The sequence below is a fragment of the Streptomyces sp. V3I8 genome (assembly GCF_030817535.1).
Lineage (GTDB): Bacteria > Actinomycetota > Actinomycetes > Streptomycetales > Streptomycetaceae > Streptomyces.
This window is the reverse complement of record NZ_JAUSZL010000002.1, coordinates 22337-42818: the sequence shown is the minus strand read 5'-3', so window position 1 is coordinate 42818 and position 20482 is coordinate 22337. Positions and strand designations below refer to the sequence as shown.

Genomic DNA, 20482 nt, shown 5'->3' with positions numbered 1-20482 from the left:
GGCAGACCATGACGTCTTCGAAGCGAGACCGCACCCAGGCCCTGCCGCAGGACCTCCAGGAGGCGCTGCGCCGCCGCCTCGCCGGCCGGACCGGGAGCACCCCGGGCGCCACCGCCCGCCTGGGCATCCCGCCCGCCGACCGCAGCCGGCCGCTGCCCCTGTCCTTCGCCCAGCAACGGCTGTGGTTCCTGGACCGGCTGCGCCCCGGCGACGCCCGCTACAACAGTGCCGTCGCCCTGCGCCTGACCGGCCCGCTCGACCGCACCGCCCTCTCCCGCGCCCTGGACACCGTCGTCGAGCGGCACGAGGCACTGCGCACCACCTTCGAGGAGAGCGACGGGCGGCCCGCGCAGGCGGTACGGCCGGCGGCCCCGGTGCCGCTCCCGGTGACCGGCACACCGGCGCACGCCCTGGAGACGGCCCTGCTCGCCGAGTACGAGCGCCCCTTCGACCTGGGCGCCGGCCCGCTGCTGCGAGCGCTGCTCCTGCGCGAGTCGGACGCCGCGCACACCCTGCTGCTGACGGCCCATCACATCATCACCGACGGCTGGTCGATGGGGGTCGTGCTGGAGGAACTGTGCACCGCCTACGACGCCCTGGCGAGCGGTGCGGCGCCCGCGCTGGAACCGGTGGCGACGCAGTACCCGGACTTCGCGGCGTGGCAGCGCGAACAGCTCTCCGGTCCCCGACTGGAGCGTCGACTGGCTTACTGGTCCCAGCAGTTGGCGGGCGCCGTCCCCTCGCGGCTGCCGCTGGACCGCCCCCGCGACGGTGCGGAGTCCGGTGCGGGCGCCGTGCACACCTTCACCGTGCCGGCGGCCATCGCCGCACGGCTGCGGGAGCTGGCGGCCGAGCAGCACACCACCCTGTTCACCTCCCTGGTCGCCGGCTGCCAGGCCCTGCTGGCCCGCTGGTCCGGTCAGGACGACATCACCGTCGGCTCCCTGACACCGGGCCGCTCCCGCACCGATCTCGAACGCACCGTCGGCTTCTTCGCCGACACCGTCGTCCTGCGCACCCCCGTGGACACCGACGGCTCCTTCCGCGACCTGCTCGGGGCCGCCGCGACCACCGTCAACGACGCCTTCGCGCACGGCGACACGCCCTTCGAGCGGCTGGTGGAGGCCGTGGGCGTGACCCGCGAGGCGGGCCGCAACCCCCTGTTCGACGTGATGGTCCTCCTCCACCCGGCGCCGCCCGCCGCCCCCGCCCTGCGCGGCCTGACCGCCTCTCCGGTCGCCGTGCCCCGGCAGGCGGCCACCTTCGACCTCAGCATCGAGTTCGTCCCCGACGGCACCGACGGCACCGACGGCACCGACGGCACCGACGGCACCGACGGCACCGACGGCACCGACGGCACCGACGGCACCGACGGCACCGACGGCACCGACGGCACCGACGGCACCGACGGCACCGACGGCACCGACGGCACCGACGGCACCGACGGCACCGACGGCACCGACGGCACCGACGGCACCGACGGCACCGACGGCACCGACGGCACCGACGGCACCGACGGCACCGACGGCACCGACGGCACCGACGGCACCGACGGCACCGACGGCACCAGTGGCACCGGCGAGCAGGGGCTGACCGGGCTGCTGGAGTACCGCACCGACCTGTTCGACCCGGCCACCGCCGAACGGATGGCCGACCAGCTGCTGCGCACCCTGGAGGGCGCCGCCACCGCACCGGACCGCCCGCTGGACTCACTGCCCCTGCTCGGCCCGGACGAGGCCCTGCGCATCACGCGGGAGTGGAGCGCCACCGCGCCGGCCGTCCCCGTCACCCCCGTCACCCCCGCCGTCCCTTCCGTCACCTGCCCGGAGCTCTTCGCCCGGCAGGCGGACCGCACCCCGCACGCCACCGCCCTGGTCGCCGGGGACGACCGACTCGACTACGCGACGCTCGACGCCCGGGCCAACCGGCTCGCCCACCACCTCCTCGCCCGGGGCGCCGGCCCCGAACGCCTGGTCGCCCTACGGCTCGCGCGCACCGCCGACATGATCGTGGCGATGCTCGCCGTCTGGAAGTCCGGCGCCGGCTACCTGCCCCTCGACCTCGCCCTGCCCGAGGAACGCGTCCGGTTCCTGCTCGACGACGTCCGCCCCGCCCTGGTGCTGGACGAGGCCGCGCTGCGCGCGGTGCCCGGGACCCTGCCGGACAGCGCTCCGGCAGTCGCACCCGCGGACCCGGACACCGTCGCGTACGTCATCCACACCTCCGGCTCCACCGGCCGCCCCAAGGGCGTCGCCGTGACCCACCGCTCGCTCGCCCACCTGCTGGCCGCACACCGCGAGGGCTTCGTCGCCGACGCGGGCGGCGGCCCGCTGCGGGTGGCGCTGACCGCGTCGTTCTCCTTCGACACCTCGCTGGAGGGCGTGCTGCTGATGGCCGACGGCCACCCGCTGCACCTGGTCGACGAGACGACCCGGCTCGACGCCGCCGCGCTGGTCGAGTACGTCGTCGAGCACCGCATCGACTTCCTCGACCTGACCCCGTCCTACCTGCGCCAGCTGCTGCCCGCCGGACTGCTCACCGACCCGCGCCACCACCCGCGCGTCCTGATGCTCGGCGGCGAGGCGATCGGCCCCGGCCTGTGGCGCGAGCTGGCCGGCCACCGGGACGTGGCCGCGTACAACTTCTACGGCCCCACCGAGTGCACGGTCGACGCCCTGGTCTGCCGTATCGAGGGCGACGGGCGTCCCCTGGTGGGCCGGCCGCTGCCCGGCGTCCGCGCGTACGTCCTCGACGGCTTCCTGCGGCCGGTGCCCCCCGGCGTCGGCGGCGAACTGTACCTGGCGGGCGAGCAGGTGGCCCGCGGGTACGCGGCCCGGCCCGGCCTGACCGCGACCCGGTTCACCGCGGACCCGTTCGGCCCGCCCGGGACCCGTATGTACCGCACGGGCGACCTGGCGCGCTGGACCGCCGACGGGCGTCTCGACTACCTCGGGCGGGTCGACGACCAGGTGAAGGTGCGCGGCCACCGCATCGAGCCGGGTGAGGTGGAGGCGGCCCTCCTCGACCTGCCGGACCTCACCGGCGCCGCGGTCGTCGCGGTCGCCGACGCGCACGGCCATCTGCGGCTGGCCGCCTACGTCGTACCGGGCGCGGGCGCGGAACCGCCCACCGCCACGCGGCTGCGGGACGCCTGCCGGCGCGTCCTGCCCGCCCCCATGGTGCCGTCGTCGTTCACCGTCCTCGACGTGCTGCCGCTGACCACCAGCGGCAAGCTGGACCGCCGGGCCCTGCCCGTCCCCGACCTCGACGCGGCCCCGCGCGAGCGGGAGTTCGTCGCGCCGCGCACCCCCGACGAGGAGCGGCTGGCCGGCATCTGGACGGAGGTGCTGGGCGTCACGCGCGTCGGTGTCACCGACAACTTCTTCGAACTCGGCGGCGACTCCATCCTCAGCATCCAGGCCGTCTCCCGCGCCCGCGCGGCCGGCCTGCACCTGACCTCGCAGGACGTCTTCCGCCACCAGACCGTCGCCGACCTGGCCGCAGCGGCGTCCCGGCGCACCGCCGCGGCGCCCGCCCCCCGCCCGGTGCGCGAGGACGGGCCCGCCCCGCTGACCCCGGTCCAGGAGTGGTACGCCGCCACCCACGGCGACCCGCACGGCGGCCTGCGGCCCTTCAGCATGTCGATGCTGCTCGACCTGCCCTACGACGTCGACGCACCCGCCCTCGAACGCGCCGTGGAGGCACTGGCCGCCCACCACCTGGCGCTGCGCACCCGCTTCGCCCGCACCGGTGACACCTGGCGCCAGCACCCCGGCGAGGGACCGGCCACCGGACTGATGACCCGTCATGACCTGTCCGACGCGGCGGACTTCACGCACACCCGCCGCGCGGTCGCCGACGCCGCCCGCGCCGCCCTGGACCCGGCGACCGGTGCCCTGCTCCGCGCCGCCCTGTTCCTGCCCCCGCCCGGTGGACGCCCCCAACTGTTCCTCACCGCCCACCACCTGGCCGTGGACAGCGTGTCCTGGCGGATCCTGCTCGGCGACCTGGAACAGGCCTACCGGCAGGCGTCGGCGGGTGAGCCCGTCCATCTGGAGCCCGTCGCCACGCCGTTCACCGGCTGGGCCGCGCACCTCTCCCGCCTGGTGCGGGACGGCGGCCTGGACGACGACCTGCCGTACTGGACCGCGGAGACCGCCGAACCCCGCACCCCGCTGCCGGTGGACCGCCCCGGCACCCCGCTCGCCGGGACCGTGCGCACCGTCCACACCCGGGTGGACCGCGCCACCACCGCGGCGTTGCTGCGCCGGGTGCCCGCCGCCTACCGCACACAGGTCAACGACGTCCTGCTCGGCGCGCTGAGCCGGGTTCTCGCCGACTGGACGGGCACCGAGCGCGTGACCGTCGCCCTGGAGGGCCACGGGCGCGAGGAACAGGCGGCGAGCGGGGGACAGGAGTCCGGCGACGGGCCGGACCTGTCCCGCACGGTGGGCTGGTTCACCTCCCAGTACCCCGTCACCCTCACCCCGGCCGGAACACGGGAGACACCCGACTGGGGCGGCACGCTGAAGGCCGTCAAGGAACGGCTGCGGGCCGTGCCCCGGCGCGGACTGGGCTACGAGGCACTGGCACGGCTGGGCTCGCCCGACCCGGCCGCCCGCGCCCTGCGGGACCTGCCCCTGCCCCAGGTGTGCTTCAACTACCACGGCCGGTGGGAGACGACCGCCGGGGCGGACTTCGCACCGGCCGCCGACGTGCCCGGCCGGGACATGGCGGCGGACGAACCCCTGGACCACCTGCTCGACATCTCCGCCGTGGTGGCCGACGGCGAACTGGAGCTCACCTGGCACTACAGCGACCAGGTCCACGAGCCGGACACCGTAGGGGAGCTGGCGCGGGGCATGGTCGCGGCGCTGACCGCGATCGCCGACCACTGCGCCCGCCCCGGCGCGGGCGGCCGCACCCCCTGCGACTTCCCCCTCGCCCGCCTGGACCAGAGCGCCGTGGACCACCTCGTCGGCGACGGCCGCGCGGTGGAGGACCTGCTCCCGCTCACCCCGCTCCAGGAGGGCATGCTCTTCCACCGCCTGGTCGGCGGCCCCGACGACGTGTACGTGGACCAGGCCGCCCTGCTCCTGGAGGGTGTGGCCGACCCGCACGTCTTCGGCCTGGCCTGGCAGCGGGTCACCGACCGCACCCCCGCGCTGCGGACCTCGGTGGTGTGGCAGGACGTGCCCGTGCCGCTCCAGGTCGTGCACCGGGACGTGCGCGTGCCCCTCACCCACCTCGACTGGCGGGACACGGACCCGCGGGAACGCGCAGGCCGCCTCGACCGGCTCCGCGCCGACGACCTCGCGCGGGGCATCGACCTGGCTTCGGCACCGCTGATGCGGCTCACCCTCGTCCGGCTGCCCGACGCCCGGCTGCATCTGCTGTGGACCTCCCACCACCTGGTCCTCGACGGCTGGAGCCTGGCCCAGGTGCTGACGGAGGTGTGCGAGGAGTACGCGGCGCTCACCGCAGGGAGCGAGCCGGACCCGCCGGTGCGCCGGCCGTTCGCCGACTACGTGCGCTGGCTGGCCGGCCAGGACGCCGAGGCCGCGTGGGCCCACTGGCGGGAATCCCTCGCCGGGTTCGCCACTCCCACCCCCCTGCCCGTCGACCGCCCCCTGACCGGCGCGCACGAGACGCGCTCGGCGGACGTCCACACCACCGAGCTGTCCGACGCGGTGTCCGCGACGCTGGCCCGCACCGCGCGCGACGCCGGACTGACTGTGAACACCGTGGTGCAGGGCGCCTGGGCGCTGCTGCTGTCCCGGTACAGCGCCGAGCCGGACGTGGTGTTCGGCACCACCGTCTCCGGCCGCCCCGACGACCTGCCCGGCGTGGAGTCGATGGTGGGCATGTTCATCAACACCGTGCCCACCCGCGTCCGCGTCGACGGCCACCGCCCGGCCGCCGCCTGGCTGCGCGAACTCCAGGAGACGCAGGCCGAGTCACGACGCTTCGCGGCCGCCTCCCTGGCCGGGCTGACCGCCCTGAGCGACGTGCCGTCCGGCACCCCGCTCTTCCACAGCATGGTCGCCTTCGAGAACTACCCCTTCGACGCGGCCCGCACCTCCGGCTCCGGAGTGCGGCTGGTGGACGTCACCTCCCGGGACGCCACCAACTACCCGCTGGTGCTGCGCGCCTACCAGGGTGAGCGGCTCGGCTTCGACCTCGCCCACGACCCGGAACTGTTCGACACCGGCACCGTCCGCGCGCTCGCCGGCCGGCTCCGCCTGCTCCTCACGGAGATCGCCGAGCACCCCGACCGGCCCCTGCGCGCCCTGGCCTGGACGACCGCCGCGGAACGCCGCCGGATGACGGCCGGCCTCAACGGCACCGAGCACGGCCGGCCGGCGGACACCCTGGTGGACCTGTTCGAGGCCCAGGCGGCCCGCACCCCCGGCGCCCCGGCCGTCACCTGCGGCACCGACCGCCTCGACTACGCCGCGCTCGACGCGGCGGCCGGCCGCCTGGCCCACCGGCTGGCCGCGGCCGGCGCCGGACCCGAGCGGTTCGTGGCCCTCGCCCTGCCCCGCTCGGCCGACCTCGTCGTGGCGGTCCTGGCCGTGCTGAAGACGGGCGCCGCCTATCTGCCCATCGACCCGGAACTGCCCGCCGAACGCGTCGCCCACCTGCTGCAGGACGCCGTTCCGGTCGCTCTGGTGACCACCACCGGGGCCGCCGGCCGCCTCCGGGCCGCCACCGTCCCGCTCGTGCCGCTCGACGACCCCGGCGTCCGGGCCGACCTCGCCCGCCGCCCGGCCACCGGCCCGGACCACCCCCGCCGCCCCCTGCCGGAGAGCCCGGCCTACGCCATCTACACCTCCGGCTCGACCGGCCGCCCCAAGGGCGTGGTCGTCCCGCACGCCAACGTCGTACGCCTGTTCACCCGGACCCGTCCCTGGTTCGGCTTCGACGGGAGCGACGTGTGGACGCTGTTCCACTCCTACGCCTTCGACTTCTCCGTGTGGGAACTGTGGGGCGCCCTGCTGCACGGCGGCCGGCTCGTCGTCGTCCCCGAGGACACCGCACGCTCCCCGGAGGACTTCCTGCGGCTGCTCGCCGACGAGCGCGTCACCGTCCTCAACCAGACCCCGTCCGCCTTCTACCCGCTGGCCCGCGCCGACGCCGAACACCCCGAACTCGCCGCACGCCTGGCCCTGCGCACGGTGGTCTTCGGCGGCGAGGCCCTGGACGTCGGCCGGCTCGCCGAGTGGTACGCCCGCCACCCCGACACCGCGCCCCGCCTGGTCAACATGTACGGCATCACCGAGACCACCGTCCACGTCACCTACCAGCCGCTGGACCGCACGACGGCCCGCACCGGCGCCGCGAGCCCCATCGGCACCGGCATACCCGACCTGCGGGTCCACGTCCTCGACGACACCCTGGCCCCCGTACCGCCCGGAGCCGTCGGCGAGATGTACGTGGCGGGGGAGGGCCTGGCCCGCGGCTACCTGAGAAGGCCCGGCCTGACCGCGACGCGTTTCCCCGCCGACCCGTTCGGCGCGCCGGGGACGCGGATGTACCGCACCGGCGACCGGGCCCGCCGACGGGCCGACGGCACGCTGGAGTACCTGGGCCGCGCCGACCAGCAGGTGAAGATCCGCGGCTACCGCATCGAACCCGGCGAGATCGAGGCCGCCCTGCACACCCACCCGGACGTCGGCGACGCGGCGGCGGGCGTGTACGAGGACGGCTCGGGGACCCGTCGGCTGGTCGCCCACGTCGTCGGCCGGGCCGGTGACGAACCGCCGTCCGCCGCCGGCCTCCGCGCCCATCTGGAGCGGCTGCTGCCCGCGCACATGGTGCCCGCCGCCTACGTGCCGATGGCGGCGCTGCCACTGACCGCCAACGGCAAACTGGACCGGCGCGCCCTGCCCGACCCCGGACCGGACGGCTTCGCCACCGATGCCGGGCGCACCGCGCCGCGCACGCCCGCCGAACGCGCGGTCGCCGCTGCCTGGACGGACGTCCTCGACACCGACGAGGTGGGGGCCGACGACGACTTCTTCGCCCTGGGCGGCGACTCGATCCTCGCCGTCCGGGTCGTCTCGCGGCTGCGTACCGCCTTCGGCACGGAGGTCTCACCCAGGCTGCTGTTCACCCACCCGACGCTGTCCGCACTGGCCGCCGCACTCGGCGACCCGCCGCAGGACGGCACCGCACCGGCCGGCGTCATCCCGGCCGCGGACCCCGGCACCCCGGCGCCGCTGTCGTACGCGCAGCAGCGACTGTGGTTCCTCGACCGCTTCGAGCCGGGCGGCACCGAGTACACGACCCTGTCCGTACTGCGCCTGCGCGGCCCCCTCGACACCGACGCCCTGCGCGCCGCCCTCGACGGACTGGTCGCCCGGCACGAGGCGCTGCGCACCACGTTCGCCGAACAGGACGGCCGCGCCCGGCAGACCGTGCACCCGCCGTACCCGGTGGACGTACCGCTGGACGACCTCACCGGCGCCCGCGACCGGCTGGACGCCCTCGTCGGACGCGAGGCCTCCCGCCCCTTCGACCTGGGCACCGGCCCCCTTCTGCGCGCCCGCCTCGCACGCCTGGCCGAGGACGAGCACGTCCTGCTCCTGGCCGTCCACCACATCGCCACCGACGGCTGGTCGGCCGGCGTGCTCGGCCGGGACCTGGGCGAGCTGTACACGGCCGCCCACGAGGACCGCGCACCCCTGCTGCCCCGGCTGCCCGTCCGCTACGCGGACTTCGCCGCCTGGCAGCGCGCCCGTGCCGACGAGGTGGAGGACCAGCTCTCCTACTGGCGCGACACCTTGCACGGGATCACCCCGCTGGAGCCGCCCACCGACCGGCCGCGTCCCGCCGTACGCACCCGGGACGGCGCCCTGGTGACCTTCACGCTCCCCGCCGCGCTCACCGAACGGCTGCGCGCGACGGCACGCGAGGCCGACGCCACCCTCTACATGACGCTCCTGACGGCCTGCACGGTCCTGCTCTCGCGCTGGACGGACCAGGAGGACATCGCCGTCGGCACGGTCACCGCGGGCCGTGAACGACCCGAACTCCACGACCTGGTGGGCATGTTCGTCAACACCCTGGTGCTGCGCAACCGGGTGGAGCCCGGACTGTCGTTCCGGGCGCTGCTGGAGCGGGTCCGCACCACCGTCCTGGACGCGTTCGCCCACCAGGACGTGCCGTTCGAGAAACTGGTGGACGCCCTCCAGCCGGAACGGGACACCAGCCGCACCCCGCTGTTCCAGGTCATGGTGGCGCTGCACAACCTGGGCGCCGAGGCACCCGGCCTGCCGGGCCTGGACGTCGAACCGCTCATGCCGCCCGTCCGGCACGCCGCCTTCGACCTCGCCTTCGACTTCGTCGAGAGCGACGGCGGTGTGACGGGCCACCTGGAGTACGACACGGCTCTGTTCGACGCGGACACCGCCGAACGGCTCGCCGTACGGCTGCGGTTGCTGCTGGAGGCGGCGACAGCGGATCCGCACCGGGACGTCCGCGCCCTGCCCCTGCTGACGACCGCCGAACAGCGGCAGGTGCTCGACGCGTGGCAGGGCGGCCACCTGCCCACGCCGGACACCGGCCTCCCCACCCTGTTCGAGGCACAGGCGGCACGCACGCCGGACGCCACCGCCCTGGTGGCCCGGGACGCGACGCTCACCTTCGCGGCCCTCAACGAGCGGGCCAACCGGCTGGCCCACCACCTGATCACGCTGGGCGTCGGCCCCGAGCACGTGGTCGCCGTCCGGCTGCCGCGCACCTCGGAACTGCTGGTCGCCGTGTTCGCCGTGCTCAAGGCGGGCGGCACCCTGCTCTGCCTCGACCCGGACCTGCCCGAGGAGCGCGTCGCGTTCCTCCTCGCGGACACCGCGCCGCGCACGGTCCTGACCGCCGACGCCCTGCGTGGGACGCCGTGGGACGAACTGCCGTCCCACGACCCCGCCGACGCCGACCGGCTCGCTCCGCTGCACCCGGACAACGCCGCCTACATCGTCTACACCTCCGGCTCCACCGGCCGCCCCAAGGGCGTCACGGTCGCACACCGCCACCTGGCCAACCTCTGCCACGACCACCGGGAAGGACTCGTCGCCCCGCACACCGCCGACGGGCGACAGCTCAGGGCCGCGCTCAGCGCCTCCTTCTCCTTCGACACCTCCTGGGAGGGGCCGCTGCTGCTCGCCCTGGGCCAGCAGGTCCACCTCGTCGACGAGGACGTACGCCTGGACCCGGAGGCGTTCTGCGCCCGGATCGACCGGCGGGAACTGGACCTGGTGAACGTCACCCCGTCCTTCCTGCGCGAACTCCTCGCCGCCGGACTCCTCGCCCCCGGCCGCCACCACCCGCGCCTGCTGCTGGTGGGCGGCGAGGCGGCCGGCCCCGACATCTGGGCCGAACTGTGCGCCGCCCAGGACGACCTCGGCGTCACCGCGTACAACATGTACGGCCCCACCGAGACCACCGTCGACGCCGTCTACGGCCGCTGCGCCGACCATCCCGGACGCCCGGTCATCGGCCGCCCGGGCCGCAACCTGCGCGCCCACGTCCTCGACCGCACCCTGCGCCCGGTCCCGCCCGGCGTACCCGGCGAGCTGTACCTCGCCGGGGCGCAGGTCGCCCGCGGCTACCTGAACCGGCCCGGCCCGACCGCCGCCCGCTTCGTCGCCGATCCGTTCGGGGCGCCCGGGGAGCGGATGTACCGCACCGGCGACCGTGCCCGCTGGAACACGTCGGGGCTGCTGGAGTTCCTGGGCCGGACCGACGAGCAGGTCAAGATCCGCGGGTTCCGCATCGAGCCCGGCGAGGTCGAGGCCGCCCTGCTCGCGCTGGCGGACGTCACCGACGCCGCCGTGACCGCCCGCGAGCACGCCGGGCGCACCGTGCTCGTGGCGTACGTCGTACCCGCCGCGGGACACACCCCCTCCGGCGACGACCTGCGGGTACGCCTGCGCCGGACCCTGCCGGACCACATGGTGCCCGCCGCGTTCGTGCCGCTGGCGCGCATACCGCGCACCAGCGGCGGCAAGACCGACCGCCGCGCACTGCCGGCACCGCCCTTCCGGCCCGACAGCGACACACCGTACGTGGCACCCCGCCCCGGCGCCGAGGAGCGACTGGCCGCCATCTGGGCCGAGGCGCTGGGCGTGGAACGGGTCGGCGCCCGGGACAACTTCTTCGCGCTCGGCGGCGACTCCATCCTCAGCATCCAGATCGTCTCCCGCGCCCGCCGGGCGGGCCTCGCCCTGACCACCAAGGACGTGTTCCGTCACCAGACCGTCGCCGAACTCGCCCTGCGCATGGCCGAGTCGGCGCCCCGGCCGGAGGCCGGCACGGACGACACCGCGCCCACCGAGGCACCGCTCACCCCCATCCAGCGCTGGTACCTCGACGGCCGCCGCCCCGGTGACGCGATGCGCTTCACCATGACCCAGCGTCTGGAACTGGCCGCCGGCACCGACCTGCCGGCACTGGAACAGGCGGTCCACGCCCTCGTGGGCCGCCATCCGGCCCTGCGGACCCGCTTCCGGCACTCCGGGGACGGCTGGCGTCAGGAAGTCCTGCCGCAGGCCCCGGACGGCGTACTCACCCGCCACGACGTGGCGGACGCGGACGCGTCGGCACTGGAGGCCGGGGTGCAGCGCGCGGCGGACGCCGCACAGGCGTCGCTCGACCCCACCGAGGGCCGGGTCGTGCGCGTCCTGCTGTTCGACCGGGGCCCGGAGCGCCCCGCCCACCTGCTGATCACCGTCCACCACCTGGTCGTCGACGGCGTCTCCTGGCGCATCCTGCTCGGGGACCTGGAGACCGCCCACCGGGCCGCCGCCGCCGGGCGTCCCGCCGAACCCGCCCCGGCGGGCACCGCGTACGGCCGCTGGGCCCGGCGCCTGGAACAGCACACGCGGTCCGGCGCCCTGGACACCGACCTGCCCCACTGGACGCGCACCGCCGGCGCCCCCGCCGGCCTGCCCGCCGGACGGCCCGGCCCCAACACCCACGCCACCGCCGCCACCGTCACCGTGGCGCTGGAACCGGACGAGACCGAGGCACTGCTGCGCCGGGTCCCCGACGTCTACCGCACCCAGGTCAACGACGTGCTGCTCAGCGCCCTGGGCCGCACGCTGGCCCGCTGGTGCGAGCGCGACACGGTCCTCGTCGGGGTGGAGGGCCACGGCCGGGAGGACCTGTTCGACGACCTGGACCTGTCCCGGACCGTCGGCTGGTTCACCGCCGAGTTCCCCCTCGCCCTGACCGCCGCGCCCGACGCCGACTGGCGCACCACCCTGCGCTCGGTCAAGGAGCAGCTGCGCGCGGTGCCGCTGCACGGCCTCAGCCACGGCGCCCTGCGCCACCTCCTGCCGGACAGCCCGCTCGCCGGCGCCCCCCGGCCACAGGTCGGCTTCAACTACCACGGGCGCTGGGACGCGGGCGGCGGCACCGGGGACGGGCTGTACCGGGCGGCGCTCGCACCGGCCGGCCGCGACACCGACCCGGACGAGACCCGCCCCTACCTGCTGGACATCACGGGCGTGGTCCAGGAGGGACGGCTCGAACTGGGCTGGACCTATCCGGCCGCCGTCTACGACGAGTCCACCGTGCGGCACCTGGCCGAGGAGATGTGCGCGGCGCTGCTCGACATCGTGGCCCACTGCGCGGACCCCGGCGCCGGCGGCCGTACCCCGTCGGACTTCCCCCTCGCCGGCCTCTCCCAGCGGCAGCTCGACCTGCTGGTGGGCGACGGACGGCAGGTGGCGGACGTCCTGCCGCTGACACCCCTGCAGTCCGGCATGCTCTTCCACGGCCTGGTCGACACGGCCGGGGCCTACTTCGACCGCACGGCCGTACGACTGACCGGAGTCGCCGACCCGGTGGCGTTCGCGGCGGCCTGGCAGCAGGTCGCCGACCGCACCCCGGCGCTGCGCACCAGCGTTCACTGGCAGGGCCTGCCGCACCCCGTCCAGGTCGTCCACCACCGGGTGGAACTGCCCGTCACCCACCTCGACTGGCGGACCCTGGGCGCCGAGGAGCGCGCCGTTGCCACGGAGCGGCTGCTCGCCGAGGACCGGGCGGCCGGCCTGGAACTGACGAGCGCGCCCCTCACCCGGATCACCCTGGCCGCCCTGCCCGGTGACGAGGTCCTGCTGCTGTGGTCCTCCCACCACCTCGTCCTCGACGGCTGGAGCACCGGACAGCTGCTCACCGAGGTGTGCGAGCGCCACGCCGCGCTCACCGGCGGCCACGACACCGCCCCGCCCGTCCGGCGGCCGTTCACCGACTTCCTGCACTGGCTGCGGGAACAGGACGAGAGCGCGGCCGAACGCCACTGGGCCGGCACCCTCGCCGGGGTCACCGAGCGCACCCCGCTGCCCTACGACCGCACCCCCGCCGAGGCACACCGGGCGCGCTCCGCCGAGTCCGTCCACCACGAACTCGACGAGGACGCGTCACGGCGGCTGCGGGAGACGGCCGCCCGCGCCGGACTGACCGTCAACACCGTGGTGCAGGCCGCCTGGGCACTCCTGCTGGCCCGCTGCGGCGGGCGCGACGACGTGGTGTTCGGCACGACCGTCTCCGGACGGCCCGCCGAACTGCCCGGCGTCGACACCATGATCGGCATGTTCATCAACACCGTGCCCACCCGGGTGCGCCTTCCCGCCGGGAGCACCCTGCGCCGGCTGCGCGACCTGCAGGAACGGCAGAGCGAGGACCGGCGCTTCGACTTCCTCTCCCTGGCCCGCATCCAGGCACTGACCGAAGTCCCGGCAGGGCAGGCCCTGTTCGACAGCATGGTCGTGTTCGAGAACTATCCGGTCGACGAGTCGGCCGCCGCCCGGACGGGCGTGGGCGTGGCCGAGGTACGCGCCGACGACGCCACCACCTTCCCGCTGTGCCTGCGCGCCCACCTGAGCGACCGGCTCGGTTTCGACCTGGCCTACGACCCCGCGTTCTTCGACCGCGCCACGGTGGAACGGGCCACGGACCGCCTGGCCGTCCTGCTCACCCTGCTCGCCGACAGCATCGACGCCGACGGCGACATCGGCGATCTCGATCCGCTCACCGCCGACGACCGGCGACTGCTGCGGGAGTGGAACACCACCGCCCGCCGGACGGAGCCGCGCAGCCCGGTGGACCTGTTCGCCGAGCAGGCCCGCCGCACCCCGGACGCCCTCGCCCTGAGCGACGGCGACCGGCGGGTGACCTACCGCGAACTCGCCGACTGGTCCGACCGGCTGGCGTCCCGGCTGCTCGACGGCGGCCTGGCCGCCGAGGACGGGGTGGCCCTCCTCATGGACCGCTGCGCCGAACTCGTCGTCGCCCAGCTCGCGGTCCTCAAGGCGGGCGGCGCCTACGTGCCCATGGACGGCCGTGCCCCCGAGGAGCGGCGCCGGACGATGTTCGCGCAGGCGGGTGTCCGGGCCCGGCTCACCGCCGAGGAGGTCGCCGCGGCCCGCCACGCCCCCCTGACGGGAACGGCCGTCTGGCCGGCGGATCCCGACCGGCTGGCCTACGTCATGTTCACCTCCGGGTCCACCGGACTGCCGAAGGCCGTGGCCGTGCGCCACCGCGACGTGGCGTCGCTGGCCTCCGACAGCCGCTTCGCCGACGGCGTGTGCGAGCGCGTACTGCTGCACTCGCCAGTCGCGTTCGACGCCGCCACCTTCGAGGTGTGGGCACCCCTGCTGACCGGCGGCCGCGTGGTCGTGGCCCCCCGGGGGACGGTGGACGCGGCCCTGCTGCGGCGGCTGACCGCTGCGGGCACGAGAGCCGGTGACGGCCGACCGGGCGGACCCGCCCACGCCGCCGAACCGGCCGGCGTTGTCGGCGGCGCCGAACCGGCCGGACCCGCAGACGGCGGGCTGACCGCCGTATGGCTGACGGCCGGTCTCTTCCGGCTCCTGGCCCAGGACGCGCCGGACTGCTTCGCGGGCCTGCGCCAGGTGTGGACCGGCGGTGACGTGGTCCCCGCGACGGCCGTACGCCGGGTACTGACCGCCTGCCCCGGCCTGACCGTGGTGGACGGCTACGGGCCGACCGAGACCACGACCTTCGCCACGTCCCACACCCTCGACGACGCGGCGGCCGTCCCCGACACCGTCCCCGTCGGCCGACCGCTCGACGACAAACGGGTCCACGTCCTCGACTCCCGGATGCGCCCCGTCCCGCCGGGCTGCACGGGCGAGTTGTACGTCGCCGGCGAGGGCGTGGCACGCGGCTACCTGGGCCGCCCCGGTGAGAGCGCACGCCGCTTCCTCGCGGACCCCCTCGGTCCGCCCGGCACCCGGATGTACCGCACCGGCGACCTGGCCCGCCGCCGCCCGGACGGCACGGTCGAGTTCCTGGGCCGCGCCGACGACCAGGTGAAGATCCGCGGCTTCCGGGTGGAGCCCGGCGAGGTGGCGGCCGCACTGGCGGCCCACCCCGGCGTCGCGGACGTGGCGGTGGTGGTCCGCGAGGACCGGCCGGGTGTCCGCCGCCTGATCGCCTACGTCGTCGGCCCGGCCGGACCCGACCCCGAGGAGCTGCGCGCGTACGCTCGCCGCTCGCTGCCCGACTACCTGGTGCCCTCCGCCTTCGTCGCCCTGGCGGCCCTGCCCTTGAGCGGCAACGGCAAGGTGGACCACGCCGCCCTCCCGGCACCGGAGGCGGACACCGGCCCGGGACGGGGCACGCGCCGCGCACCGCGCACCGACGCCGAACGCCGCACCGCCGAGGTCTTCGCGGACGTGCTCGGCGGGGAACTCCCCGGTGTGGAGGACGACTTCTTCACCCTGGGCGGCGACTCCATCCTCAGCATCCGCCTCGCCTCCCGCCTGGCCGAGGAGTTCGGCACCGCCCTCTCCCCGCGCGACGTGTTCACCCACCCGACGCCGGCCGCGCTCACCGGACTCCTCACCGGGGACCGGAGCGCCGACAAGGCGCGCTGCGCCGTCGTACCGGTGGCCCGGGACACGGCCGCACCGATGTCGTACGCGCAGCAACGCCTCTGGTTCCTCGAGGAGTTCGCGCCCGGCGGCACCGAGTACGTCACCGCCCTGGCGCTGCGCCTGCGCGGCCGGCTCGACGCGCGGGCCCTCGCGGCGGCCCTGGGCGGGCTGGTGGCCCGGCACGAGTCGCTGCGTACCACCTTCGACACCGTGGACGGCCGGGGCGTGCAGATCGTCCACCCGCCGCGGGAGGTGCCGCTGCCGCTCGACGACCTGTCCGAGCTGCCCGGGGCCGACCGCACGGCCCGGCTGGAGAAGCGCCTCGCCGCCGACCGCGCCCTGCCCTTCGACCTGCGGGAGGGCCCCCTCCTGCGGGCCGGCCTGATCCGGCTGGCCGACGACGAGCACGTCCTGACCCTCACGCTGCACCACATCGTCACCGACGGCTGGTCGACCGCCGTCCTCACCGGCGACCTCGCCCACCTCTACCGGGCCGAACTGGACCCGGCCACCGAGCCGCTGGCGCCGCTGCCGGTGCAGTACGCCGACTACGCCCACTGGCAGCGCACCGCGAGCGGCAGCGGGCGACAGCTGACGTACTGGAAAGACCAGTTGAGCGGCATCGAGCCCCTTGACCTGCCCACCGACCGGCCCCGGCCGCCGATCCGTACCCGGTCCGGCGCGACCGCCCGGCTCACCCTGCCGCCCCGCACCGCGCGCCGTCTCGGACAGGTGGGCCGGGACCGGGGAACCACCCTCTTCACCACGCTGGTCGCCGCCGCCCAGACCTTCCTCGCCCGGCTGTGCGGCAGCCGGGACGTCGCCGTCGGCACCGTCACCTCGGGCCGCGACCAGGCCGAGATCCAGCAGTTGATCGGTTTCTTCGTCAACACCCTGGTGCTGCGCTCGCGGGTCGACACCGAGCGTCCCTTCACCGAGTTCCTCGACGACGTCCGGCGGACCGTGCTCGACGCCTTCGCCCACCAGGAGGTGCCGTTCGAACAGGTGGTGGACGAGGTGCGCCCGGTGCGCGACACCAGCCGCACCCCGCTGTTCCAGGTGATGGTCGTCCTGCAGAACACCCCGGCCGCCGGCCTCGAACTGCCGGACCTGGAGGTGTCGGGCGTCGAGACGGAGCTCCAGCACGCCGCGTTCGACCTCACCCTGGAGTTCGCCGAGACGGACTCCGGCGCGCTGGACGGCCTGCTGACCTACAACACCGACCTGTTCGACGCGGCCACGGCCGAGCACCTGGCCGACCAGCTCGCCACCCTGCTGACCGCTGTGGCCGACGACCCGCGGCGTCCCCTCGGCGCCCTGCCGCTCGCCTCCGACGAGGAACTGAAGGCCCTGCTGGAGCAGGGGCACGGCACCGCCCGACCGGTACCGGTGGCGACACTGCCGCAGTTGTTCGAACGCCAGGCGGCCGCCACGCCCGACGCCGTTGCCCTGGAGGACACCGGACGGCAGCTGACGTACGCCGAACTCGACCGTGCCGCCGACCGGCTCGCCCACCGCCTGATCGCCCGCGGAGCCGGCCCCGAGGACGTCGTGGCCCTCGCCCTGCCCCGTACCGCCGAGACGCTGGTGGCGCAGCTCGCCGTCGCCAAGGCGGGCGCCGCCTTCCTGCCCGTCGACCCGGACTACCCCGAGCAGCGCAAGGAGTTCATGGTCCGCGACGCGGGCGCCCGGGTGGTCCTCGACGACCCGGCGCAGGTGTGGGTGGCGGACGGCCCGGACACCGCGCCCACCGACGCCGACCGCACCACCGCCCTCACCCCCGACCATCCGGCGTACGTCATCTACACCTCCGGGTCCACCGGGACCCCGAAGGGTGTCACGGTGACGCACCGGGGCCTGGCGGGTTTCGCCGCGGCCGCCGCCGAGCGGTACGCGGCGGGGCCCGGCGACCGGGTGCTGCAGTTCGCCTCGCCCAGCTTCGACGCCTCCGTCCTCGAACTGTGCGTCTCCCTGCTCAGCGGCGCCACCCTGGTCACGGGGGAGGAGGGGCCGCTGATCGGCGAGCGGCTCGCCGAGGCGCTCGCCGAGCGGCGCATCAGCCACACCCTGATCCCGCCGGCCGCGCTGGCCACCGTGGCACCGGAGACCGCCGGGAACCTGCCGCACCTGCGCACCCTGATCGTCGGCGCCGAGGCGTGCCCCGCCGATCTCGTGGAACGGTGGGCGCCCGGCCGCCGGATGATCAACTCCTACGGACCCACCGAGGCCACCGTCATCGCCACCTGGACCGGTCCGCTGGTCCCGACGGACGGCGCCCCGCCGATCGGCGGCCCGGCCGGCGCCACCCGCGTGTACGTCCTCGACGCGGCCCTGCGGCCCGTCCCGCCCGGCGTGACGGGGGAGCTGTACGTGGCGGGGCCCGGACTGGCCCGCGGCTACCTCCACCGGCCGGGTCTGACCGCCCGGCGATTCGTCGCCGACCCGTTCGGCCCGGCGGGAGAACGCATGTACCGCACCGGCGACCAGGTGCGCTGGGGCGCCGACGGCGCACTGCGCTTCGTCGGCCGCGCCGACGACCAGATCAAACTGCGGGGCTTCCGCATCGAACCGGGGGAGACGGAGAGCGCGCTGCGCCGCAGCCCGCACGTGCGTGACGCGGTGGTCGTCGTACGTACCGACGGCCCGCACGGGCAGCCGTCCGCCGGCCCCGGACGGCTGGTGGCGTACGTGGTCCCCACCGCCGACGCCACCGGGGGACTGCCTGTCCCCGCACTGCGCGAGCACCTCGGCGGGCTGCTGCCCCCGCACATGGTGCCGGCCGTGTTCGTACCGCTGGACCGGCTGCCGCTCACGCCCAACGGCAAGACGGACCGGCGGGCCCTGCCCGCCCCGGGACCGGAGCACACCGCCGCGACGGGCCCGCGCACCGCACCCCGTACGGACACCGAACGACGCATCGCCGGCGTCTGGGCGGATGTCCTCGGCGTGGCGGACGTCGGCGTGGACGACAACTTCTTCCACCTCGGCGGCGACTCGATCCTGAGCATGCAGGTGGTCTCCCGGCTGCGGCGCGAGGGCCTGCACCTGGCCACCCGGGACCTGTTCACCCACCAGACCGTCGCCGAGCTGGCCACCGTCGTCGGCACGGCTCCCGAGCACACCGGCGACGGCCCGGCGACCGGTGCGGTGCCCCTCACCCCGATCCAGGAGTGGTTCCTGACCACACCGCGCGCCGACCACACCCACTTCAACCAGTCGGCACTGCTGGAACTCGACGGCGCGCCCGACCAGGCCGCCCTGTGCACCGCCCTGGACGCCCTGCTCGAACACCACGACGCGCTGCGCATGCGCTTCACCAGGGACGCCGACGGCTGGCACCAGTTCAACCCGCCGCCGCAGGAGACCAGGGGGCTCCTCGTCCGCCACGACCTGTCCGGCCTGTCGGCGCAGGAGACCGACGCGGCCATGAAGCGGGCCGCCGACGACCTGCACACCGCTTTCGACCTGGGCCGGGGCCCGCTGCTGGGGGCGGCCCTGTTCACCGGCGCGGGCGGCGGGAACGTCTCCGACGCGGGCCGGGGGAACGCCCCCGCGGCGGAAGAACGCGGCGGCGGCGACGGCTCGACGTTCCTTCTCCTGGTCGCCCATCACCTCGTGGTGGACGCCGTGTCCTGGCGCATCCTCGCCGACGACCTGGAGGCCGCCTACGGGCAGGCCGTGAGCGGCGGCCCCGTCCACCTGGGGGAGCGCACCACCTCCTTCCGCGACTGGGCCCACAGACTCGCCGGGCACGTCACCGAGGGCGGCCTGGACCACGAACTGGCTTACTGGGAGGAGGCCGTGACGGCCGAACAGCTCCCGGTCGGTGCCGGGTCCGGCGCGGGCGCGTGGGAGGCGGGCGCGCTCACCGTCGAGCTCGGGGAGGAGGACACGGCGGCACTGCTGCGCGCCGCGCCGGCCGCCTACCGCACCCGCGTCAACGACGTCCTGCTGGCCGCGCTGGCCCTGGCGCTGTCCCGCTGGACCGGAAGCGACCGCGTCCGCCTGGACCTCGAAGGGCACGGCCGCGAGGACCTGCTCGACGACGTGGACCTCTCCCGCACGGTCGGCTGGTTCACCACCATCCACCCGGTCGCCCTCCAGGTGTCCGAACCGCACCGCCCCGGGCCCGCCCGCGACTGGCGCGCCCTGGTGAAGTCGGTACGCCGCCAACTGCGTTCCGTACCCGGCAACGGGCTCGGCTTCGGCGCTCTGCGCACCTTCGGACCGCCCGAGGTACGCGAACGGCTGGGCGCCGCCGCGCACGGGCAGGTGGTCTTCAACTACCTCGGCCAGTGGGACGCCCGCCCCGCCGGCCCCGAAGGCGGCCTGGTGCGTGCCGAGCACGGCTCCTTCGGCCAGGACCACGACCCCCGGGACAGCGGTTCGCACCCGCTGGAGGTGGTCGGCGCGGTGAGGGACGGGCGCCTCGCCTTCACCTGGCACCACCGCTCCGGGACGGCCGACCCGGCGACCGTACGACGTGTCGCCGAGGAGTTCACCGAAGCACTGCGCCACATCGCCCGGCACGCCCGGGAAAGCCTGTGACCACGACAGCCCACCCACGACAGCCTCAC

General features: G+C 75.5%; 1 protein-coding gene. It reads left to right on the top strand.

What is annotated here, in order from left to right:
* Positions 1 to 8 precede the first annotated feature (8 nt).
* Entirely contained in the window at positions 9 to 20453 is a 20445-nt protein-coding gene (locus QFZ75_RS00380) for a non-ribosomal peptide synthase/polyketide synthase (protein ID WP_307533114.1), read from the top strand.
* Positions 20454 to 20482 lie beyond the last annotated feature (29 nt).